The sequence below is a fragment of the Phyllobacterium lublinensis genome, assembly GCF_020164435.1.
GTDB lineage: Bacteria > Pseudomonadota > Alphaproteobacteria > Rhizobiales > Rhizobiaceae > Phyllobacterium > Phyllobacterium lublinensis.
On sequence record NZ_JAIUDQ010000019.1, the window covers coordinates 39,938 to 63,125 of the forward strand.

Genomic DNA, 23,188 nt, shown 5'->3' on the forward strand with positions numbered 1-23,188 from the left:
GACGCATTTTCGTGCGAGTGGCGGCTGATGAGCCTTGATATCAAGATATGTGGAGTGAAAACCGACGATGCCATTGCGGCAGCGCTGGACGGCGGCGCGTCCCATATCGGCTTCATTTTCTTTCCAAGAAGCCCGCGCTACGTCGAGCCCGTCGAGGCCGGACGCTTGCGCCAGGCCATCAGCGGCCGTGCCAAGGCGGTTGCCGTTACGGTAAACGCAGACAACGCATTTCTCGACCGTATCGTTGCCGCGATGAGTCCCGACATGCTGCAGCTGCATGGGGATGAGAGCGCTTCCAGGCTCCAAGAAATCAAGGCGCGCTATGGACTGCCCGTTATCAAGGCCTTGTCCGTGCGCGAGCACAATGATCTCGACCAGATTAGCCCATATCTCGGTATCGCCGACCGCCTGCTTTTCGACGCCAAGCCACCAAAGGGGTCCGAACTCCCCGGCGGGAATGGCGTTTCTTTCGACTGGCAGGTGCTCAGCGGCCTTGACGCCTCCATCGATTACATGCTTTCCGGTGGTCTGAATGCGGGGAATATCGGCGAGGCGCTGAAAGCAACCGTGCCCGGCGGTATCGATATTTCGTCCGGCGTGGAGACTGCGCCGGGCATAAAGGATGTTGGCCTGATTGAGGAATTTTTCCGGGCGGTGCGTGCTGCCAAACGCGCTGATGCGGCCTGAACCAAGACGCGGTTGTTCACTGAAACGACCGGAATACAACGAACGGAGCGAGCAGTGAACACGGTGGTTGAGCCCAATTCATTCAAGACAGGTCCAGATGAAGAGGGCATGTTCGGTATTTTTGGCGGGCGGTTTGTCGCCGAAACCTTGATGCCGTTGATCCTCGAGCTGCAGCAGGCCTATGACGATGCGAAGAACGATCCTTCCTTCAAGGCCGAGCTCCAGGCATTGTCGACCCATTATGCCGGCCGGCCTTCAAAGCTCTATTATGCCGAGGGCCTGACCAGGCATGTGCGCCAGCTCGCCAGGGAGCAGGGCCTTGACGGCGGCGCGAAGATCTATTTCAAGCGCGAAGACCTGAACCACACGGGCAGCCACAAGATCAACAATTGCCTTGGCCAGATCCTGTTGGCCAAACGCATGGGCAAGACCCGTATCATTGCGGAAACGGGCGCCGGCCAGCACGGTGTTGCCTCCGCCACCGTCTCGGCGCGGTTCGGCCTGCCTTGCGTGGTCTATATGGGCGCAACAGACGTCGAGCGGCAGAAGCCGAATGTCTTTCGCATGAAACTGCTGGGTGCAGAGGTCAAGCCGGTCTCTTCCGGCCACGGCACGCTCAAGGACGCGATGAACGAGGCGCTGCGTGACTGGGTTTCGAATGTCGAGGACACCTATTATCTGATCGGCACCGCTGCAGGCCCGCATCCCTATCCCGAACTGGTACGCGACTTCCAATCTGTCATCGGAACCGAGGCCCGCGAACAGATCCTGGAGCGCGAGGGCCGGCTGCCGGACACGATCATCGCCGCTGTCGGCGGCGGATCGAATGCGATCGGCCTGTTCCATCCTTTCCTTGACGACAAGAATGTTGAGATCATCGGCATTGAGGCGGGCGGACGCGGTCTCGACGGTGACGAGCACTGTGCTTCCATGAGCGCCGGTCGGCCGGGTGTCTTGCATGGCAACCGCACTTATTTGCTGCAGAACAAGGATGGCCAAATCCTCGATGGCCACTCGGTCTCCGCCGGCCTCGATTATCCTGGTGTCGGTCCGGAGCACTCCTGGCTGCGTGATACCGGCCGGGTATCCTACGTGCCAATCCTCGACGACGAGGCACTAGATGCCTTCCAGCTCACGACACGCACGGAGGGCATCATTCCGGCACTGGAATCCGCGCATGCCATTGCCTATGCCGTGAAGATTGCGCCCAAGATGGCCCAGGACAAGATCATGATCGTCAACCTTTCAGGCCGCGGCGACAAGGATGTCCACACGGTCGGTCAACTGCTTGGTATGGATATCTAATCATGGCAACACGCATCGACAGGAAGTTTGCCGCGCTGAAGGCTGAAGGCCGTCCTGCACTCGTTACCTATTTCATGGGCGGTGATCCGGATTTCGACACATCGTTCAAGATCATGAAGGGCTTGCCCGGATCGGGTTCCGACATCATCGAACTCGGCGTTCCCTTCTCCGACCCCATGGCCGATGGCCCTGCCATTCAGGCAGCAGGTCTGCGCGCCCTGAAGAAGGGTATGTCGCTGACGCGAACGCTCGAAATGGCCGCTCGGTTTCGCGAGACCGACGAGACCACGCCCATCGTGCTGATGGGTTATTACAATCCGATCTACATCTACGGTGTCGAACGCTTCCTGAAAGATGCCGTGCGCTCGGGTATCGACGGCTTGATCGTTGTCGACCTGCCGCCGGAAATGGACGAGGAACTGTGTATTCCCGCGATCAAGGCGGGCATCAACTTCATCCGCCTCGCAACACCTACCACTGACGACAAGCGTTTGCCGAAGGTCCTGCAAAACACATCCGGCTTCGTTTATTACGTGTCGATGAACGGCATTACCGGTTCGGCGCTGCCGGACACGAGCAGGGTTGCCGCTGCTGTTGAGCGGATCAAGAAGCACACGGATCTGCCGGTTGTCGTCGGCTTTGGCGTCAAGACCGCAGAACAGGCAAAGGTGATCGGTTCCGCTGCTGATGGCGTTGTGGTTGGAACGGCCATCGTCAATGCGGTGGCCAATACGATCAATCCCGATGGCTCGCTGGTAGCGGATCCCGCTGAAGCAGTGGCAACCATGGTGCAGGGTCTTTCGAGCGGCGTGCGCGCATCCCGGCTTGCCGCAGCCGAGTAGAAGCCCTAAATCAGCGAAACCCAGAAGAGAAGAACAGGACCGATCATGAACTGGATCACGAATTACGTCCGGCCAAAGATCAATTCGATGCTTGGCCGCCGTGAAATGCCGGAGAATCTCTGGATCAAGGATCCAGAATCCGGTGAAATGGTCTTCCATACGGATCTGGAGAAGAACCAGTGGGTCGTTCCGTCATCGGGCCACCACATGCGTATTCCGGCCAAGGACCGGCTGCGATTCTTCTTCGATGATGGTGTGTTCGAAACGCTTGAGCAACCGAAGGTTGCGATCGACCCGCTGAAATTCCGCGATGAGAAACGCTATGTCGACCGGTTGAAGGAGCACCGCACCAAGACCGGGCAGGACGATGCTATCATCAATGCGCTCGGAAAAATCGAAGGGCTGCCGATCGTCGTCACGATTCATGATTTCAGCTTCATGGGTGGCTCGCTAGGGATGGCCGCTGGTGAAGCGATCATCAAGGGCTTCGAGACGGCAATCGCCCAAAAGAAGCCGCTGGTTCTCTTTGCAGCATCCGGCGGCGCGCGCATGCAGGAGGGCATTCTCTCGCTCATGCAGTTGCCTCGCACCACCGTTGCGGTGGAAATGCTGAAGGAAGCCGGGCTTCCCTATATCGTCGTCTTGACCAATCCCACGACCGGAGGCGTCTCGGCTTCCTATGCCATGCTCGGCGATATTCATATTGCCGAACCCGGTGCATTGATCGGATTCGCCGGGCAGCGCGTCATTGAGCAGACCATTCGCGAAAAGCTGCCCGAAGGTTTCCAGCGAGCAGAATATCTGAAGACTCATGGCATGGTGGACATGGTTGTGCCGCGTACCCAGCTGAAGTCGACCATCGCACGCCTGTTGAAGATGATGATGGGCGAGCCAGCGACCGAGGTGCCTGAAGAACTTCCGAATGGCTTGGCAGCTACCCTGCCGGCCCCTGTCGAAGCTCAGGCTTGACTGTTCTTGAAGCATTCCAATCTTTGAGTACCGTATTTTGACCTCATCCCGCGCGACGCAAGAGATAGAACTGCTGTTGGGCTTGTACCCGAAGGGCTTCGATCTGTCCTTGGGCCGCATTACCCGCCTTCTGGATACGCTCGGTAATCCGCATCTGCGCCTGCCGCCCGTGATTCACGTTGCGGGCACCAATGGCAAGGGATCGGCCGTCGCCTTCTCCCGCGCGCTGCTCGAAGCGGCCGGCTATACGGTGCATGTGCACACATCGCCGCATCTGGTGCGCTGGCACGAGCGCTTCCGGCTGGGTGATCCGGGTGGAGGCAGGATCGTCGATGATGATGTCCTTGCCGACGCGGTCCGTCGCGTCACCGAGGCCAATGCCGGACAGGCAATCACGGTGTTCGAAATTCTGACCGCCGTTACCTTCGTGCTGTTTTCCGAACACCCGGCAGACGCGATTATCCTTGAGGTTGGCCTCGGCGGCCGGTTCGACGCGACCAACGTAATTCCGGAGCCTGCCGTCAGCGTCATCATGCCCATTTCGCTCGATCACCAATCCTATCTTGGCGACCGGGTCGAGCTCATTGCTGCGGAAAAGGCCGGCATCATCAAGCCGCGCTGCCCGGTGGTCATCGGCGCGCAGGAGGAGGAAGCGGCGCGCATGGTCCTGATCGAGACTGCGGAACGGCGTGATTGCGCTTATTCGGTCTACGGCCAGGATTTCCTCAGTTTTGAAGAGCGCGGCCGGATGATCTACCAGGACAATACCGGCTTGATGGATCTGCCATTGCCCGCCTTGCTCGGCCGCCATCAGTTGGCCAATGCCGCAGCAGCCATCCAGGCGGTCAGGACTGCCGGATTTACCATTCCCGAACATGTTGTCGAAACTGCGATGGCATCGGTGGAGTGGCCCGCACGCATGCAGCGGCTCATCAAGGGCAAGCTGGTCGATCTGACGGTTCCCGGATCGGAAATATGGCTTGATGGCGGACACAATCCAGGAGCTGGACTTGTCATTGCCGAGGCAATTGCCACCCTCGAAGACCGTAACCAGCGGCCTCTGTTCCTGATCACCGGAATGATCAACACCAAGGATCCAGTGGGCTATTTCCAGGCTTTCACGGGAATGGCGCGCCACGTCTATACCGTGCCGATCCGCTCCAGCGGCGCGGGCATTCCGCATGATGAGCTGGCGATTGCGGCCAACGAGGCCGGGCTTTCGGCAGAACCGGTGCATTCGGTCGAGAACGCCCTGAAGATCCTGCGCGACAGCTGGGACAAATCAGAGCCTGCCCCGCGTATCCTCATCGGTGGGTCGCTCTATCTTGCAGGCGACGTCCTTTCGGACAATGGCACGCCGCCGCAATAAGCAATAAAAAAGCCCGGCACATGACCGGGCTCTTTGTGAATAACTGGGTTGATCAGGCGGCCGAATTCCGGATCCAGTCGCTCAGCTTGCTCTTGGGAGCAGCACCAACCAGATTGGCGGCAAGTTCGCCATCCTTGAACATCAACAAGGTCGGGATCGAACGAACGCCGAACTGGGCAGCCAGTTCTGGATTCTCGTCGATATTGACCTTGGCGATCTTGACCTTGCCTTCCATCTCCGAAGCGATCTCCTCAAGGGCTGGCGCGATCATCTTGCACGGACCACACCATTCGGCCCAAAAGTCAACGACGACGGGCTGACCTGACTGGATTACATCGGACTGGAAATTGCTGGTGTCAATCTTGACGGTAGCCATAGGCTTTTCCTTGTATGTTGGTGAATGTGTTGCACATCATGTGGTGAGTCTGCTCACGCTCGTCAAGCTCGGTCATGTCACGTTGCGGTGAGACGGGCAAGTGCGTCGTTCATGTGGCTCACGGGAATGTCGATCAAATGCGGGCCCTCCGTGAAGAGCAATACTGCTGCCACGGTTTTACCGGGATAAAGCGGTTCCAGCAATTGCCTATAAAGGGCTAGCTGCGTCACATAGGTGCCAGGTACATCACCGAGCGTTTGTGGCGCCGTGCGGTTTGTCTTGTAGTCCACGATGAGCACCCTGTCGCCCACCACCGCCAGCCGGTCAATGATGCCGGAAACGGCATGCTCCTTGCCGCGCAGATGGAGCGTTCCCATGATGGGCACTTCCGCCAGCGATTCCGACCCGAACACAGGAGCAAAAACCGGATCTTCCATGATTGCGAAGACCGATTGCAGGGCGCCCTCAACTTCCTCCTCCGTCCAGTCGAAAGCAGCCCGCGAAAGGTAGCGTTTCGCCGCAAGAATACGCTGATCGGCAGCCAAACTGGGGAGCATTTGCAACAGCGCATGAATGACGATGCCGCGCCTTATAGCGAAGGTGGGATCGCCGCGCTGATCACCGAGTACCGGCGAGCCCATCACCAGAGGCGCTTCATCGTCCGGATCGATCAGGGCGGAAACGCCAGAGGGTGCGAGCGGGCGCGGCAAGCCGACCTCGCGCGCCATCGGCGTGCGATAGGAGGGAGGGAACGGCGTTTCGGGGGCCTCGGTTGCCATTTCAGGCTCAACGTCTGCAGCGGGCGCAGCCTCGGTGATCCGGTAACGCCTGGCAGTAACGCCCTCGACGGGATGCTCAAACGGCTTGCTTCCATCGACCAAGGCGGCATCAACCAGATCGTGCCAGGTATCGCGTGCGGGCCGTGTTCCGCGATAGCCACAGATGATCAAGCGATCCTCCGCTCTGGTCATGCCCACATAAAGCAGGCGCCGATACTCCTCCTCCGCCCGCCTTTTCAGACTATCGATAAGGTTGCCGCTGAACCGCGTCGCGTGAGCTTTGGATGGAACAAACAGGAACCCCTTGCCCTCCCATCCATCTTTCTCCTTCAATTCGAATGAAAGCAGGCTGGGTGCACGACCGCCAGCCGAAGCGGCGCTGCCGGAATCGACCAGGAACACAACAGCTGCCTCCAGCCCTTTCGAGGCATGGACGGTCATGATCCGCACCTCGTTGCGGCTCTGGTCGAGTTCTCTTTTGATTTCGGGCGCTGCCGCATCCAGAGTTTCAAGAAATGCCTGCAGGCCTGGATGCCCGGTCTTTTCCGTCGCGACAGCATAGTTCTGGAACTCGTCGATGACGTCTCCGGCTTCGTTGCCCAGGCGGGCCAGGATGTCACGTCTGGCACCCCCAGGTCCCAGGATATCCGCGTAGAACTCGAACACCGGAACCGTATCGGCGCGACTACGCCACTCCCGCAACCGGCTGGCAATGGAATAAAGCGTGAGGTCATCCGCGGAACGATCAACCAGCCGTTCGTATAGTGTTTCGTTTTCCGCCCGGCCGTGGGCAAGGGCGAACAGCTGATCGTCGCCCAACTTGAACAGCGGGCTCTTGAGAACTGCTGCAAGTGACAGATCATCGGACGAAAGCAGCATGAAGCGGCCGAGTGCCATCAGATCCTTGACCGCGATATGGTCGGTGAGTTTCAGGCGGTCGGCGCCGGCAACCGGCACTTGGCGCCGCTTCAGTTCGCGCGACAAGGCCGGCATGAACTGATCGCGCTTGCGAACGAGCACCATGATGTCACGGGCCTCTAGCCGGCGATGCTGCCCGGGAAGGACTTCACCGTTCTTGAGCCAGAGCTCTATGGTTTTCGCGATCTGCTCGGCGAGCCGGACTGGCGGCGCTGGCAGGCTGTCTACGGGCTTGCGCCAATCGTCCTCTTGCGGCGCCGTTTCCGGTGTCAGCATATCCCAGATCTGCACCTCCCCGGGATCCCTGTCGCGGATCGCCGTGTGTACAGTCGCGCGTTGGTCCACACCGAACCCTCGATTGGCATCCGGTCTTGCGAAGACCTTGTCGACAGCGTGCAGTACATCCGGTGCGGAACGAAACGAGAAATTGAGATTGACCCGCTCAAAACTCAACTCGGATTGCCGCGTCATTCTTTCAGTCGCCCGGCCGTGCTCTGCAAAGTCCTCAGGCACAGCACCCTGAAAGGAATAGATCGACTGCTTTTCGTCACCGACCGCGAACAATGTGCGCCGGTTGTTTCGTGCCGTTTTTCCCGCGAAGAACTCCTCGCTCAGCAGCCGGATGACGCGCCACTGGTTCGGGCTGGTGTCCTGTGCCTCATCGACGAGGATGTGATCTATGCCCTTGTCCAGTTTATATTGCACCCAGGGTCCCGCGTCCTGGCGCGCAAGCAGGGCCACCGTGCGGATGATAAGATCATCGAAGTCGAGAAGGCCGTGTACCTTCTTCATCTGCTGATAACGCCCGATAAGGTCATCGACCAAAGTCAGTGCGGAAAGGGTCAAGCGAACGAGGCGCAATTGCTTGAGTCGGTCCAGTCCTTCAAAGGCGCGCTGTGCTGCTCGATCAAAGCGATCGGGGAAATCCGGCACCCTGTCAGTGACCGCCTTGGATGAGACAAAACTGCCGCTCTTCGGCTCGCCGCCCGCCTTGAGAAACGCCGCCTTCAAAGCGGATTCGCGCTGGTCGATCTGATCATTGAGATTGGCGAACCGCAGAATCAGCGCAAATTCCTGAGCTCGTGTAGCGTTTCGCGGTATGTCCAGAATTTCGCCAAGCACTACACTGTCAAATTCCCGCAACGGCCAAAGCGTCGCCAGGATGCGGTCTTCCGTCTCATCGCTGGTGAAGCCGAAATGCGCGTAGAAGGTTTCGCGCCGCAACTCGTCATGGCCGATATCGTCAATAAAACGCATGAGGTCGTGCCGCCTGGCGACCGCTTCATCGAGCAGACCCTGCAGGCCGAACTCACCTGCCGCATCGAGAACATCGGCGAAGGCGGCGGCCAGTTCCGTGTTCTTGTCCAGGCGCGCCGACTGCAACAATTGGCGGCGCGCTTCGCCGACGAGAGCAACCTGCATCAGGTCGTCCATCAATTCGAAGTGGCCGGCAATATTGGCCTCAAGCGGGAACTGGTGGAGAATGGCTTCGCAGAAGGCGTGGATCGTCTGGATCTTCAGCCCGCCCGGCGTTTCCAGGGCGCGCGCGAACAAGCGGCGCGCCTGCGCCAGACGTTCCTGATCAGGCGCCTTGCCGTCGATCTGCTCAATGGCTTGTGCAAGCTGTTCCTGATTGGTGGTAGCCCAATCCGAGAGCCGCGCGAACACGCGGTTCTGCATCACTGCCGCCGCTGCTTTGGTATAGGTGAGGCACAGGATCTTCGATGGGTCCGTTCCATCAAGCAGCAGCCTGATCACGCGCTCGGTCAAAACATGGGTTTTGCCGGACCCGGCATTGGCCGATACCCATACTGAATCTCTGGGGTTGGCCGCACGATTCTGATCGACAATGGTTTCCCGGGGAATGACGCGCGGTTTTCTCATTCGTCGCCGCCATCGTCTATGCCGCCGGCCGACCATTCCAGGACACGGGCGAGGTGATCGTAATCGCCGGTCAGATCACTTTCCTTGAAAGGCAAGGCACGCGACAGATAGCCCTTTTGCGGGTCGCGATAGGCGGTCAGCAACTCGGTCAGCCGGATCCAGGACAATTCGCCGAGCTCGGGCGCGCTCTTCTCGCTGGCATTCGCGGATGTTCCGATTTTCAGAATCGATTCCGGATCGACCCTGCCATTGGGGCGTAGACGCACATAAAGGAGATCGGCAGCGGCGCGGCTGCCAACTTCATGAAAGGCACCGCGCGCCAGAAGGGCTGCCTCAAGAGCCAGTTGCGGCGAGAGTAGTACATGCGCCTGCCGCTTCGACGGGGTCGACCCTGTCTTGTAGTCGATGATGTCCACCGTGCCATCCCGCCTGAGGTCAACCCGGTCGGCGCGCCCGGAGAGTGTGACGCCAGTCGTGCCCACGGAGATCTTCTTCGAGGCGACTTCCGGGTGGCGATTGGCGATCAAAGGGGCGCGCGTGCGCTCCCAATCAATATAATCGGGCACGAGAGACTTGAACCGCGGCCACCAGACCGCATCAATTTCCTCGGGCAACGCGATGCTGTCGAAATGGGTCCTGCCTATCTCCAGAAGAACCGCCGCCGCGTCCTGGTGCGTGGGATCAATTGCCTGCTCGGTGAAATGAGCCAGAATGTCATGGAACAGCGAACCGCGCTCCGCCACGTCGGGGTCGCGGATCAACGGTTCTATCGGGCGAAGACGCAGGATACGGCGCGCAAAGATCGCGTAGGGATCGCGCCTGAGTGTCTCGATTTCCGTCACTGAGAAGTGCTTTGGCCGCGCTTCGAGCGGCGGCTTTGGTTCGGGCCGCCTGACGAAGTCTTCGTCGGCAGCGTGATCGATCTGACGCGCCCAGTTCAGATATTTCGCGCCGCGCGCCCGCAATTCCGCGGCAGCTGCGCCTCCAAGCACGGTTTCCAGCCGTTGCAGCCAGCGGGAGGCGACCGTTGGCGCATTGGCGGAACGTTGGGACCGCGTAAGGATGACGCGGTCCATGCCCATGGCCATCTGGAAGTCATGGGCCGCAAGGCCGGTGCGGCGCTCAGGTGGTTCGAGATTGATGATGGATTTCATTGGACGCGACATGAAGGGGTCATTGCGGGTCTTGCCCGGCCACGAGCCCTCATTCAACCCGCCGATGACGACCGTGTTCACCGTTTGCAGGCGCGCTTCAAGTGCACCCCAGATAAACAAGCGTGGATGCGCACCAGCCTTTGGCTTGACGACCTCTCCTGCCATGAGTGCTTCAATCATTCCCGGCCATTCCGATGGCAGGAAATCAAGGCCGGAATCGGCAGCGACCAGGTTTCGCAGGAAGGCCGCAAACTGCTCTCCAGCAGCGCCGGTGTAGAGTGCCGCAATGTCCCCCTTTCCGTCACGCGCCAGATTTTCAAGACTCGTGACGCTCGCATGTATTACGTCAACCATCTGGACCGGTTCGGTCTTGCCGACAAAGGCAAGGAGCGGTTCCATGCAACGACCCAGCGCGGAACACGCCGCCCGCGCTACCTCGATCTGGGCGACCGAGACGTGCCGCAGCCAGACCGGCTCGAATGGTGAATTCGACCCCTCGCCCAGCCGCTTCTCGAAGAATGCTGCAAGCCCGGCAAGCGAAGCGCGGCCGGTTCCGCCACGCAACGATACGAGCTCGATCGTTTCAGCGGCCTGCCGCAAAGCTGATCGATCCATCCCGAGTCTGGTCAGCGGATGTTTGAGCAGGGCAAGCAGCGCTACCGGATCGCCCGGATTGAACACCGCCTCCAGAGTCAACCGCATCAGGGTCGCCGGCTGCGTCTCGCGCAGGGCGCGGCCGCCGGAATCGTCAGCGGCAATGTTGAAACGCGCAAGCTCTGTCGAGACCCGCCGTGCGAGATCCCGATCGGCGGTGATCAAGGCTGCGGTCTTGCCTGGCTGGTCGATGGCGTCACGCAATGCTACCGCCACGCAAAGCGCCTCTTCGCGCTCGTTTGTCGCCTCGACAAGCGAGACCGGTGCAATGGCGGCCGAAAACGGATCACTCTGCCGATCAAGCGTGCTCCACGCCTCACTTGTTTCGGCAGGACGCATGGCTTCGGCCAGCAAACGCTCGCGGGAACGCTTCTGGGGCATGACACTTCCCAGGGGAATCACATCCTGGCGCAGGACACCGAGCTCAGCCAAGAGCTTCCGAAGGCCGTATTGTGGATGACCAAAGATCGATGGATTGTCAGTAGTGTTGGCCAGAATGTCCCAGCTTGCTGCATCCATGTCGCGGTCAAGACCGGGCACGACGACAGCGCCCTGCGGCAGTGACGCAATTGCGGCCAGTAGCTTGGCGGTGGCTGGAATCGAGCCCGTGGACCCGGCCGCAATGACGGGTCCTTGCGGCGGACTGCGTATCAAACGTTCGGCCTCGAGCTCGATCAGCCGGTTGCGATGGGCGGCAGGATTTGATCTGTGCCGCTCGGCCAGAATTTCGGGCCAAAGGCTGGTGACAATTCCGAGGAAATCGAGCGTCACCTGCCACCAGTTCGGCAGCTCGTCCGACACGATATTGGAAAGGCTCCCCCACCCGCTGGCTTCAGTTTCCACCTGGTCCATCAGGCTTGCAAGGTCACGTGCCAGCCATATTGCATCGGCGGTCGTGGCCGGGATGGCGATTTCCTCATTTCCAAACAGCGAGCGAACATGATCCGGCAATCGCTCGCGCCATGGCCGAACCATGCGCGCCAAAAGCAGCAGCCGCTCCGTCGAACTGATTGGCGGCAACAGATCGAAGAAAGCGTCCGACCCGATGTCGAACATTGCCGCATCCTCGTCCACGTCACCCAGCGGCCGTATCACCGGCAGAATGGCCGATTTGACCGGGCTTCTTTCGACGAGCAGTGAGCGCAGTGTACGCGCCGCGCGCCGCGTCGGAACGTAGATCGTAACGCGTGCCAGTGCCATGGGATCCGTCAAATCGACGGGGAAGCCCGGCACGAGACTGCCCGATTGCAGCGCGTCTACGAGCGCGGGCAGGAATGGCACGCCGGGCGCTATGGAGAACACGCGGCGATGTGGGCTCTTAGGGTCGGTTACGGCCATTTCAAACCGTTCTGCGGGATCGTATCCGGTTCAAGGTCGAGCAGTTCGGTGCATGGAACGATCCGACATGGCTGCAAAGCGGTCTAATCATGAATCTCCAGTCCGGCCCGGGCTATGGCGGCTTCCGCATCTCCAATGGCCGCCGGTGTCCCCACTGTCAGCCACAGGCCATCCATCAGCATCCCGTATAGCCGGTCGGCCGCAATTGCCTCATCGAAATAGCGGTTGAGCGAGGCTCTGCCTGCGGCGGCACCGGCAAAGATGCGAGGATGGAGGATCGCAGCACCCGCATAGATAAAGGGCGACGTTTCCGCGGGTCCGAGGCGGCGCAATTTTCCTTCACGATCCATGTGGAAATCGCCACGCCCGTCATAACCGGTCGCCTGGTCCTTCGTAGCAATCATGAGGAGCATGTCCATTCGCTCATCATCCCATCCTTCTGCCAGCAGAACAAGGTTGGGCCTTGCTCCATCGATCCAGAAAGTGTCGGCATTGACGACATAGAATGGCTCAGCTCCGATCTGGGGTAAGGCGTTCACGATGCCTCCCGCAGAATCGAGCAGTTCTCCACGTTCATCCGAAACCACGATTGCTGGCGATTTGCGCTTTGAAAGGTGAGTATCCATCTGATCGGCGAGATAATGGGTGTTGACGATGGCACGCTCGACCCCAGCGTGCTCCAACGCATCAAGGCCCCAATCGATCAATGATTTGCCGGCTACTTCCACCAGAGGCTTCGGTATCGTGTTGGTGATGGGAGCCATACGTTTGCCGAGACCGGCCGCCAGTACCATTGCCGCGCGCGGACTTGCCATTCAATCATGTCTCCGAAGTTAGAACGCCAGCCTTTTCGCACCAATCCTTGACCGGCGCCAGTGCTGGATGGTCGATCACGCGATTCAAATAGGCTCGAATACGGGACAAGTGCTGCAGATAGACAGGTTTGCCGTCGCGTTCATCCAATCGTACGAAGATGCCAAGTATCTTGGCGTTTCGCTGCGCTGCCATGATCGCAAACGCCCTGCGGAACATGGGCTCGTCAAATGGTGCCGTCAATGTCTTGCGTTCGTCGATATAGGCAGCAAGCAGGCTATCCTGCAATTCCGTGGCGATTGTTACGCGCGCGTCGAAGATCAATGATGCCACATCATAGGCGGACGGCCCGATCATTGCATCCTGGAAATCGATCAAGCCAACACGGCCCGCGCCCTGCACATCGTTGCGCCAAAGGATGTTGGGCGAGTGAACGTCACGCAACAACAAGCTCGTTTCCACATTAGTTAGTTGACTAATTACGTGATCCCACGCTGCGATGTACTGTGCCTTTTTTTCAGCTGTCAGCGGTCTGCCGCTGAAACGCGGTACGTACCAATCGGACAGGAGCTCCACTTCGATCATCATGGCATCACGGTCGAAGTTGTGGATATGATGTGGATAACCTTCGGCCGCATCGATGTCCTGCGGCCATGCATGCTGGTGAAGCTGCGCCAGCACGCGGACGGCCGCTTCATAGCGCTCCGGGATGGGAGCGCCGCTAACATCCAGCACACCGTCATTGCCCAGGTTCTCCAGCAGCAGAAAACCGTCATCAAGGTCCTGCGCATGGATTTCCGGGACCCTGAAGCCCCATGCCTGCAACAGCCTGTCGATGGCAACGAATGCGGTAACCGATTGTGAGAGGTGGGCAATCTGCATATAGGTCTTGCCATCGCGCAACACCGGCCCGCCAGGGTTGTACGGCGAGTTCATCAGGATGAGCGGTGTTTTCCCTCCAGCCGCTACGGTCTCGTATCCTCGCGCCGAGGCATCGCCCAGCAAATAGCGCCGCTCGGCGAACGGCAGGCCGGCGCGACCCAGAAATGTGCGGATCGCGAGGGATCGCTGGAGTCGCGCGACGGCAGCTCGCTCGCCGTCGATGATGGCCTTGCGCGCATCGCCCTCACTAAGCAGCGTCACGCGCAGACTCGGCTGCGGCAGTGCTTCGGCTCCCCTCTCTGGCCATTCCACCAGTACGACTCCATCGTCGAGAGCTTCGTCGAGGCCGAGTTCATCAAGTTCTTCAGCCGAAGACAGGCGGTAAAGATCGACATGGCTCACTGCGAGCCGCAGTTCCGGATAGGACTGGACGATCGTGAATGTGGGGCTTGGCACTTCGTAGCCATTGTCATCGGCAATGGTGCGGATGAGACCGCGCGCCAGGGTCGATTTGCCTGCACCCAGATCACCTGACAGGGTCACGAGATCACCCTTGCGCAAGGATAGTGCGAGATCCTGGCCTAGTCGCTCAGTCTCCTCCGTGGTCGCAAGATGGATGGTAATCGGTGCCATTACGCGGCCAGCGCTCTATTCGGCCGCAATGCTGAATGTCCGCGCTTCCAAGGGGAAGCGGCAGGTAACAATCGTGCCCTTGCCTGCGGCGCTGTCGATGTCGACCCGTCCGCCATGCAATTCGACGAAACCCTTGACGATCGAAAGGCCCAGTCCCGCCCCACGCTTGCGACCCCCGTTCGGATAGGGCTGGAAGCGCTTGAAAATGCTGTTGAGGACATAGTCCGGCATGCCTGGACCGTGATCCTGCACGCTGAAGATCATTTCGGCTTGCTCGCGCCAGCAGGCGAGTGTGACTGTGCTTCCTTCCGGCGCATAGTTGGCAGCGTTGCTCAGGAGATTCGCGAGGACCTGCTTGACGCGGCTGGCATCGGCACGGAAAGAGCCGGTTCCCGGTGCGACGCGAATATCCAGAAGGATGTTGTGCTCTTTCAACCGTTCAGCGACTTTTTCCGAAGCCGTCGCGACCGCATCGGTAACCGATACGTCGCTGATGTCGAGCTCCATGATACCCGCATCGACAGTCGCCAGATCAAGAATATCGTTGACGATCGTCAGCAGGACTGATGACGAGCTGCCTATATGATCAAGGTAGTCGCGCTGGCGATCGTTGAGCGGTCCTGTCATGGGTGCCTGCAGCAACTCCGTGAAACCAATGATGTTGGTCAAGGGAGAGCGCAACTCGTAGGACACGTGCTGCACGAAATCATTCTTCAGCTCATCGGTACGCTCGAGTGCCTCGTTCTTTTCCTTCAGGGCGCGCTCGACCTGCACGGAGTCGGTCACGTCGACGAAGGTGAGCATGGTCTGGCCATTCGGCAATGGAGCTGTGGCGTAAAAAAGTATCTTGTCGGTCGTAAGCTCGATATGACCGGAAAGCGACTGGCGCTCATCGTCAAAACCGGTGACTGTCGTGACGAAGCTTTCCCAATGCGCCGCGTCCGAAACCGGCTCGCAGAGCCGGCGGATAGCGGAGATATGCATGCCCTCCGCAATCTGTTCCCGCTTCAACGACCACAACGTGGCAAATGCCGGGTTGGACAGGCGGATCTTGCCGTCGGAACCGAAGACGGCAACGCCCTCGGCAAGATGATCCAACGTCTGCCCCTGTACCTTGATCAAGGTATTGTAACGGCTTTGCAGTTCCAGCTTTTCTGTCAGATTCTCGAAAACCCAGGTAACCCCGCCCTTCGGCTGCGGATTGACGATCACGCGCAGCGTGCGGCCGTCCGTCAAATACCAGATATGCTCCTGTGACTCGACGGAATGATAGGCGGAGAGCACGGTCTCCTTCCAGCGCCGCCAATCCGGCTGCTCCGGCAAGATACCGTCGCTGCGGAAGCGGTCGAGCAACATCCCGTTGTCGGGATTACTCTCCAGGAACGCTGTATCGAGGCCCCATAGCTTGGCAAATGCCTGATTAAAGAACTCCAGCTTGCGGTTGGCATCGAACATGGCAACTGCTGAATTCAACTGATCCAGCGTGTCGGAATGATTGAGGACCGTGCGCTTGAACTCTTCACGGATGAGTTCAATCTCGCTGATATCCGTGGCAAGGCCGGCACTGCCGGCACTTCCGGCGACCTCGGCGACACGAAAGACGTGGCGGTCGCCGCCGACCACGGTAGAGAGCTGATCGTGAAAGCGCCGGCTTGTTGCCTTGTCCCGCTCAATACGCTCGCGGGCCTGGGCACCGAACAATTCCCGTGCCTCCGCAACGGCACTGCGTGCATCGCGAACATCCACGGCCTTGGCATAGGCCATATTGACCCAGCTGAGGCGGCCATCCCCATCGCGGCTCCAGGCCGGCATGTCAATGAACTCCAGCAGTCCGCGCAGGGTGCCAATGGCCTCGTTCAGTTGATAATTCTCGGTCTTTAGCAGCGCCTGCGCCGCCCGAGCCTCGCCGAGATTGATGAAACGGACGATGGCATAACCGCCTGAGGTGCGGCCCTGAACTTCCAGCGGCGCGCCTTTCGAGGTTTCGATCGCGATGTCGAACGGCCGAGCCTTTTCGCGCAGGGCCGAGATCGAGCGATCCAGCAAGCTCGCCGAATCCATCTGAAGCCAACGACCAAACGCCAGGAACAGGGCCCGTGCCTCGGGCACGCCTATTTCTGGGGGCAGGCTGCCGATCAGGTTGGGCGTGCTTGACGTACCCTCCCAGACGATGATGCGCTGGTCCTTGAGATTGAGCAGCGACTCATTGCGCTGAACGGTTACGTTGAGATCTGCAACCTTGTCGCGCAACAGGCGGTTTTCGTGGGCGATGCGGCTGCGCTCGCGGATGAGCCAGCCTGCGGAAAGAAGAGCAGCACCCATGGCGCCGAGGAACATTGCAAACTGCACAACCTCGAACGTACCCACATCCACGCCAAATGGTGTGTTTATCCTGCCGAACGCTTCCTCGGCATGCGCGGGACCAACCGATGTTACCAGGAACGGTAAGGCCGAGCTTGCGCCGGCCAGCAGTGCCCGCAATTTCGTCAGCACGGATCGTCCCAATGCTGCATGCTTCCCGCGAACATCACCTGTATCAATCGTGTTCCAATATGGCCGCAAACCGTTCTCGCCCCATCCAGACGAATGCTGCTGTTCCCATCCTTGCGACTTTTCAATCACTTGGCCCACCTGGAAAACAGCGTCATCCCGAATCACTAGAATAAACCTTGCGCGAATCGACGGGAAGAACTGGGCGCAAAAAAGAAAGCCGAAGAATTTGTCAATCCTTCGGCTTCCATATCTTGTGGGTATATACTGATCAGATCAATATCTGTAGTGGTCCGACTTGAATGGACCGTTTGGCGTTACACCAATATAGGCTGCCTGTTCTTCCGAAAGAACCGACAATTTGGCGCCGAGCTTGTCGAGATGCAGGCGGGCAACCTTTTCGTCGAGGTGCTTCGGCAGAACGTAGACCTCATTCTTGTACTGCTCGCCGCGACTATAGAGCTCGATCTGTGCCAGCACCTGGTTGGTGAAGGAAGCGGACATGACGAAGCTTGGATGACCCGTAGCATTGCCAAGATTCAGCAGGCGGCCTTCCGAAAGAAGCAGCAGACGCTTGCCATCCGGGAAGGAGATCATGTCGACCTGCGGCTTGATGTTGTTCCACTTCAGATTGCGCAATGCGGCGACCTGGATTTCATTGTCGAAGTGGCCGATATTGCCGACAATCACCATGTCCTTCATCTTGCGCATCGTGTCGATGGTGATGACGTCCTTGTTGCCGGTCGTCGTGATGATGATGTCGGCCGTGGGGGCCGCGTCCTCAAGCGTGACGACTTCGAAACCGTCCATGGCTGCCTGGAGTGCGCAGATCGGGTCGACTTCAGTGACCTTGACGCGAGCGCCGGCGCCATTCAGCGATTGGGCCGAGCCCTTGCCGACATCGCCATAGCCACAGACGACGGCGACCTTGCCGGCCATCATGACGTCGGTAGCGCGACGGATACCGTCGACCAGCGACTCCTTGCAGCCATATTTGTTGTCGAACTTCGACTTGGTGACACTGTCATTGACGTTGATGGCCGGGAAGGGCAACAACCCCTTCTTCTGCAACTGGTAAAGGCGATTGACGCCCGTCGTGGTTTCTTCGGTAACGCCCTTGATGGCGTCGCGCTGCCGGGTGAAGAATCCAGGTGTTTCCTTCATGCGCTTCTTGATCTGCGCGAAGAGGATTTCCTCTTCTTCGCTTTCCGGCTTTGACAGGACGTCCTCACCAGCTTCGGCACGGGCACCAATCAGGATGTACATGGTAGCATCGCCACCATCATCAAGAATCATGTTTGACGGCTGACCATCCGGCCACTGGAATATCTGATCGGTATAGGTCCAGTATTCTTCCAGCGTCTCGCCCTTGACTGCAAAAACCGGAGTTCCGGTAGCAGCGATCGCCGCGGCAGCGTGATCCTGTGTCGAGAAGATGTTGCACGAAGCCCAGCGCACCTTAGCACCAAGCGCCTGCAGGGTTTCGATGAGGACGGCCGTCTGGATCGTCATGTGCAACGATCCGGTTATGCGGGCGCCCTTGAGCGGCTGCGACTGCCCGAACTCTTCGCGACTTGCCATCAAGCCGGGCATTTCGGTTTCGGCGATTTCAATTTCCTTGCGGCCCCATGCGGCCAGCTCAAGGTCCTTGACGATAAAATCCTGGTTCTCGGCCATCTCAATCAGCTCCGTCGTTCAGTGTTCCGTTTGGCCGCGCTCGATCAATCGGGCGGCCGGAGATGGGCTTGACTAGCAGATTAGGCATCAACGCACAATGGGATATAAAGAAATCCTTATGCGTGCATATGGCGCAGCGGGTTTTGGGAAGGAAATGCCAGCAGCAGTGGCGCGGCAGGTCAGGCTTCCTCGCCAAACTTGTCCGCGATCAAAGCACCCAGCGCCTTCATGACTTCAATGGCCTGAAGTCCGGAGGCGCTGACCTTGATGGAGCATCCGGGCGATGCAGCGAGCATCATAAGGCCCATGATCGATGTTCCCCCAACGGTCATGCCATCCTTCTCGACGCGGACGTGGGCGTCATAGCCGTCGACCAGCTGGACAAACTTCGCCGATGCGCGCGCATGCAAGCCGCGGCGGTTGATGATCTCGAACGACTCCACAAGTGCATTATCCGGATCAAACGTGCCGGTTGTTTCCGCAGTCAGGCGCATCCATACCCTCTATTTGGCTGTCAGCACCTGGCTGGCCACGTTGATATATTTCCGTCCCGCATCCTGGCCTTCCCGCAATGACGCGGCCATGTCATTGGTGACGCGCACGCTGGAAAGCTTGATCAGCATCGGCAGGTTAACGCCAGCGATCACCTCTATCCGTCCCGACTCCATCACGGAAATCGCGAGATTGGAAGGTGTACCACCAAACATGTCCGTCAGAATGATGACGCCCGAACCATTGTCGGCACGTGCAACGGCATCGACGATGTCGCGCCGGCGCTGCTCCATATCATCATCCGCGCCGATCGACACGGTTTCCAAATACTCCTGCTGGCCGACAACATGCTCCACGGCATGATGAAACTCCTCGGCCAGTCTTCCGTGCGTCACAAGCACGAGTCCGATCATTCTGAAACTGCTCCTGTCGCGCCAGCCCCTTGGGAGAAGGCTTTTATCTGCGCATTGAATGCCCCGTTTGGCAGGTGTCGCATTCTGGCAGGACGAATCGTGAAGGCAAGTGGAAAAATGGCGCTTAAAAGACAGTCGGTCACTTTCTTGCAGTATAACATGTCAAGCAATTGGATTATTTTACCTTTTTTTCCATTGTGGGTAGAAAAGCCTGGCCTCTATGGCGCGGCATGCAGCTTCAATCTCGCGTTGTGGTAGCAAAATATGAGGGACGCAGACACCCTCCAGTTGTATTTCGGCTCCATCCGCAAACCGTACGGCACGATCAGCTTCGATCAACTCAGCGACCAGATGGATCACGGCGACAGCCTCGTGATCGACCTCGTGCAGCCCGGAACCACGCACTTCCAGACCACCGCGCAACGCCGCGGGGACGCTGCAGATCAGCCGCCCGGATACTGCCTGCAGCCGGCATTGATCATCGCTAACGACGGCCGCAAATATTGCCCTGGCAATCGCCCGGTCAATGAGCGCGCGTGCCACGGAGGATTTGCCGGCACCCGAGGGTCCACAGATCAGGACGCCACGATCTCCAACAACAACTGCCGTTGCATGCACAAGCTGACCAGCACTATCGATCATCAGACCTCGACTGGAAGAATGGCGGTGAAGCGAGCGCCGAGATAATTGTCGGAATCGTTCGGATCGATAATGTTCTCGGCATTCAACGTGCCGCCATGGGCTTCGATGATCTGGCGGCTGATGGACAGGCCAAGACCGGAATTCTGGCCAAAAGCCTCGCCCGAGGGCCGGTCGGTATAGAAGCGCTCGAAAATGCGATCAATCTGTTCAACGCGGATGCCGGGACCATTGTCCTCCACCAGGATGCGGATGCGGTCGCCCATGTGCTGAAGCGTAACAGTGATCACACCGTCTTGCTCAGGCACGAAGGAGCGGGCATTCTCGATCAGGTTGGATACCACCTGCCCCAAGCGCAAGTCGTGGCCGACGACAAAAAAGCCCTTCCTGTTGTTCGGCAGCTTGCCGACGACATATTCGATCCGGGTGTCCTTCTTGTTGCGCCTGACTTCGCGGGCGGCCGTGACCAGATTGCCAAGCAGCAGCCGGAGATCGACGTGTTCGGAGTCCTCGCGGGCTAATTCGGCGTCGAGGCGCGAAGCGTCGGAGATATCGGTGATGAGACGATCGAGCCGGCGCACATCATGCTGGATGACATCCATCAATCGTTTCTTGGAATCCTCGCTTTTGGCCAGCGGCAATGTCTCGACAGCGCTTCGCAGCGAGGTAAGCGGATTCTTCAGCTCATGACTGACATCCGCAGCAAAGCTTTCGATCGATTCGATCCGGGCATACAGCGCATTGGTCATGTCGCGAATGGACGTTGAAAGATGGCCGATTTCGTCCTGGCGCTCGGAGAAATCGGGGATCTCCTCCCGATTCTTCACACCGTGACGGACCCGATCAGCGGCAGCCGCAAGGCGGCGCAGCGGATTGGCGATGGTCGAAGCCAGGAACAGCGACAGGATTGCCATGACAAGTGCCGCGACCGTGAAGACGCGGATGATTGCAAAGCGCTCACCCTGGACGATCTTGTCGATATCGCCGCCCTCGGTAGACAGCAAAAGAACGCCAAGCACGGCGCGGAAACGCTGGATGGGCACAGCCACCGAAACGACCTGTTCGCCCTTTTCGGTCATGCGCACGACGGTAGCTGGCGCGCCCGTCAACGCCTTCACGATTTCAGGGTAGGACGATCCGTTGCCGCCCGGCTGCTCCTGGTAGATCGGCAGGTCGCTACGGCGCAGCAGACGCGTCATGCGGTTGGTCAGCCGCTCGAAAAAGCTCGGTTCCTCGCCGTCGATCGGCGGCAGCTCATAGCGCAGCACTTGGCCGCGGGAATAAAGATGGCGGGAATCAAGCAGGAGATTGGAGTCGCGATCGTAAATGCGTGCCCGCGTACGTGTCGGCGAAATCAGCCGCCGCAAGACAGGTGCTACCCGTTCGGGATTGATAGGAAAATCGAGATTGTCGAGAACATCCGGCGTGGGCGTGATGCTTTGGCCGGCCTGCAGTTCCAGCAGCTTCTCCGGGTCGATCGCAATGGAATTCGTATCGACCGTCGCCGACGAGGCGATCGCCCCGGCGATGATTTCGCCCTGTGTCATCAAGCTTTCGACACGGGCATCAATCAGCCCGTCACGGAACTGATTAAGGTACATGATTCCTGACAGGAGCACCGCAAGGCCAGCAAGGTTGAGAAAGAGGATGCGCCGGGTGAGGCTCGAAAACAGGTAGTTACCGAAAACGCGATTGAGCGGCTTGAAGAACCGCCTCAAGGCGAGCGACCGCTTCCGGCGCATGACGGCACTCTTGCGGGTAATGCTGCCGCTTTGAAGCTGGGCTACCATTTCTGCCTCAGAAAATCCTAAAGTCAGGCTGTCTCATTGCATTCATGCTGCGTTGAGACAACCTTGTTCTACAGCGGATCACGTGCCTGTGAAAGCAACAGCCACCTCCCGCTCAGTGTACGCGATACTGCCTCGCAGCGATATCAGGTTTCGCGGAAGCGATAGCCAACGCCATAGAGCGTCTCGATCATGTCGAAATCGTCATCAACGACTTTGAACTTCTTGCGAAGGCGCTTGATATGGCTATCGATGGTTCGGTCGTCAACATAGACCTGCTCATCATAGGCGGCATCCATCAGCGCGTCGCGGCTTTTGACCACGCCCGGGCGCTGCGCGAGGGAATGCAGGATAAGAAACTCCGTGACGGTAAGCGTCACCGGCTCACCCATCCAGGTACAAGTGTGACGCTCCTGATCCATGACGAGTTGCCCGCGTTCGAGCGATTTGGCCTGGACGCTGCCGGGCTTTGCTGCACTTTCGCGCGCTGCGACGCGGCGCAGGACCGCCTTGACACGCTCGACCAGCAGGCGCTGCGAGAACGGCTTGGTGATGAAATCGTCAGCACCCATCTTGAGGCCGAACAGTTCGTCTATCTCGTCATCCTTTGACGTCAGGAAGATAACGGGAAGGTCGGATTTCTGGCGCAAGCGGCGCAAAAGCTCCATTCCGTCCATACGGGGCATCTTGATGTCGAAAATAGCGAGGTTAGGCGGGCGAGCCATCAGACCGTCAAGCGCCGAGGCACCGTCCGTGTACGTTTCCACACGGTAGCCTTCTGATTCAAGCGCAATCGATACCGAGGTCAGAATGTTGCGGTCGTCATCGACGAGCGCGATTGTTTGCATTGCGGGTACTTCCCTCATGCCGTGTCGTTCCTTGTGCCATTTCCATCAGCGCTGCTTGTGCAGGACAAACTAGGTACAAAATGTGGCACAGTTCACCAGGGATGTCATCCGGGTCGCATTTTACAGCTCTTACGCGCACGGAAGAACCGGGGAAATTCTCTTTATTTAAACCGATTTAAAAAAATTTAAATTCTTTAAATCGATTAAACATTTGATACTACACGTTTTTTCTGCTTTTG

General features: G+C 58.8%; 17 protein-coding genes. 5 read left to right on the forward strand and 12 right to left on the reverse strand.

What is annotated here, in order from left to right; translation table 11 throughout:
- Positions 1 to 27 precede the first annotated feature (27 nt).
- The 5 genes from K9U38_RS19475 (at position 28) to K9U38_RS19495 (ending at position 5,172) form a co-directional block, all read left to right on the forward strand.
- Positions 28 to 687: a phosphoribosylanthranilate isomerase gene (locus tag K9U38_RS19475; protein ID WP_224496014.1), complete on the forward strand. Its 660-nt coding sequence runs from the start codon at positions 28 to 30 to the stop codon at positions 685 to 687.
- Between the two features lie 54 nt (positions 688 to 741).
- Positions 742 to 1,992: a tryptophan synthase subunit beta gene (trpB, locus tag K9U38_RS19480; protein ID WP_224496015.1), complete on the forward strand. Its 1,251-nt coding sequence runs from the start codon at positions 742 to 744 to the stop codon at positions 1,990 to 1,992.
- 2 nt (positions 1,993 to 1,994) lie between these two features.
- Complete coding sequence (gene trpA / locus K9U38_RS19485) at positions 1,995 to 2,834, forward strand: tryptophan synthase subunit alpha (RefSeq protein WP_224496016.1); 840 nt, start codon at positions 1,995 to 1,997, stop codon at positions 2,832 to 2,834.
- A gap of 45 nt (positions 2,835 to 2,879) precedes the next feature.
- Entirely contained in the window at positions 2,880 to 3,803 is a 924-nt protein-coding gene (accD, locus tag K9U38_RS19490) for an acetyl-CoA carboxylase, carboxyltransferase subunit beta (RefSeq protein ID WP_224496017.1), read from the forward strand.
- A gap of 76 nt (positions 3,804 to 3,879) precedes the next feature.
- Positions 3,880 to 5,172 (forward strand): bifunctional folylpolyglutamate synthase/dihydrofolate synthase, encoded by a 1,293-nt coding sequence (locus tag K9U38_RS19495; RefSeq protein ID WP_224496018.1) that lies wholly within the window; start codon positions 3,880 to 3,882, stop codon positions 5,170 to 5,172.
- A gap of 52 nt (positions 5,173 to 5,224) precedes the next feature.
- Here the strand turns inward: K9U38_RS19495 and trxA are convergent, their stop codons facing one another.
- The 12 genes from trxA to K9U38_RS19555 all read right to left on the reverse strand — a co-directional run bounded on the left by trxA (position 5,225) and on the right by K9U38_RS19555 (position 22,967).
- Positions 5,225 to 5,548, reverse strand: coding sequence for a thioredoxin (trxA, locus tag K9U38_RS19500; protein WP_224496019.1), 324 nt, complete (start codon positions 5,546 to 5,548; stop codon positions 5,225 to 5,227).
- Between the two features lie 77 nt (positions 5,549 to 5,625).
- The gene (gene addA, locus K9U38_RS19505; RefSeq protein ID WP_224496020.1) at positions 5,626 to 9,129 is read right to left on the reverse strand and encodes a double-strand break repair helicase AddA; all 3,504 of its coding nucleotides are present in this window, start codon (positions 9,127 to 9,129) and stop codon (positions 5,626 to 5,628) included.
- The gene (gene addB, locus K9U38_RS19510) at positions 9,126 to 12,275 is read right to left on the reverse strand and encodes a double-strand break repair protein AddB (RefSeq protein WP_224496021.1); all 3,150 of its coding nucleotides are present in this window, start codon (positions 12,273 to 12,275) and stop codon (positions 9,126 to 9,128) included. Before addB ends, addA begins: the two co-directional genes overlap by 4 nt.
- 83 nt (positions 12,276 to 12,358) lie before the next feature.
- Positions 12,359 to 13,090 carry a nucleotidyltransferase family protein gene (locus K9U38_RS19515; protein ID WP_224496022.1) on the reverse strand — a complete coding sequence of 244 codons (732 nt, stop codon included), beginning with the start codon at positions 13,088 to 13,090 and terminating at the stop codon, positions 12,359 to 12,361.
- Between the two features lie 4 nt (positions 13,091 to 13,094).
- On the reverse strand, positions 13,095 to 14,603 hold the full coding sequence (gene tsaE, locus K9U38_RS19520) for a tRNA (adenosine(37)-N6)-threonylcarbamoyltransferase complex ATPase subunit type 1 TsaE (protein WP_224496023.1): 1,509 nt from the start codon (positions 14,601 to 14,603) through the stop codon (positions 13,095 to 13,097).
- 15 nt (positions 14,604 to 14,618) lie between these two features.
- Positions 14,619 to 17,096, reverse strand: a complete 2,478-nt coding sequence (locus tag K9U38_RS19525; protein WP_370632019.1) for a sensor histidine kinase — start codon at positions 17,094 to 17,096, stop codon at positions 14,619 to 14,621.
- Between the two features lie 273 nt (positions 17,097 to 17,369).
- Entirely contained in the window at positions 17,370 to 18,770 is a 1,401-nt protein-coding gene (ahcY, locus tag K9U38_RS19530; protein ID WP_224496024.1) for an adenosylhomocysteinase, read from the reverse strand.
- 179 nt (positions 18,771 to 18,949) lie between these two features.
- Positions 18,950 to 19,264, reverse strand: coding sequence for an HPr family phosphocarrier protein (locus K9U38_RS19535; protein WP_224496025.1), 315 nt, complete (start codon positions 19,262 to 19,264; stop codon positions 18,950 to 18,952).
- Between the two features lie 9 nt (positions 19,265 to 19,273).
- Entirely contained in the window at positions 19,274 to 19,675 is a 402-nt protein-coding gene (locus K9U38_RS19540; protein WP_100000814.1) for a PTS sugar transporter subunit IIA, read from the reverse strand.
- A 180-nt stretch (positions 19,676 to 19,855) separates the two neighbouring features.
- A complete protein-coding gene (locus tag K9U38_RS19545; RefSeq protein ID WP_224496026.1) occupies positions 19,856 to 20,317 on the reverse strand; it encodes an HPr kinase/phosphorylase in 462 nt (153 codons plus the stop codon).
- Positions 20,317 to 22,104 carry a sensor histidine kinase gene (locus K9U38_RS19550; RefSeq protein ID WP_304622566.1) on the reverse strand — a complete coding sequence of 596 codons (1,788 nt, stop codon included), beginning with the start codon at positions 22,102 to 22,104 and terminating at the stop codon, positions 20,317 to 20,319. Before K9U38_RS19550 ends, K9U38_RS19545 begins: the two co-directional genes overlap by 1 nt.
- Positions 22,105 to 22,247: 143 nt before the next feature.
- Positions 22,248 to 22,967, reverse strand: a complete 720-nt coding sequence (locus K9U38_RS19555) for a response regulator transcription factor (protein ID WP_224496027.1) — start codon at positions 22,965 to 22,967, stop codon at positions 22,248 to 22,250.
- Between the last annotated feature and the right edge of the window lie 221 nt (positions 22,968 to 23,188).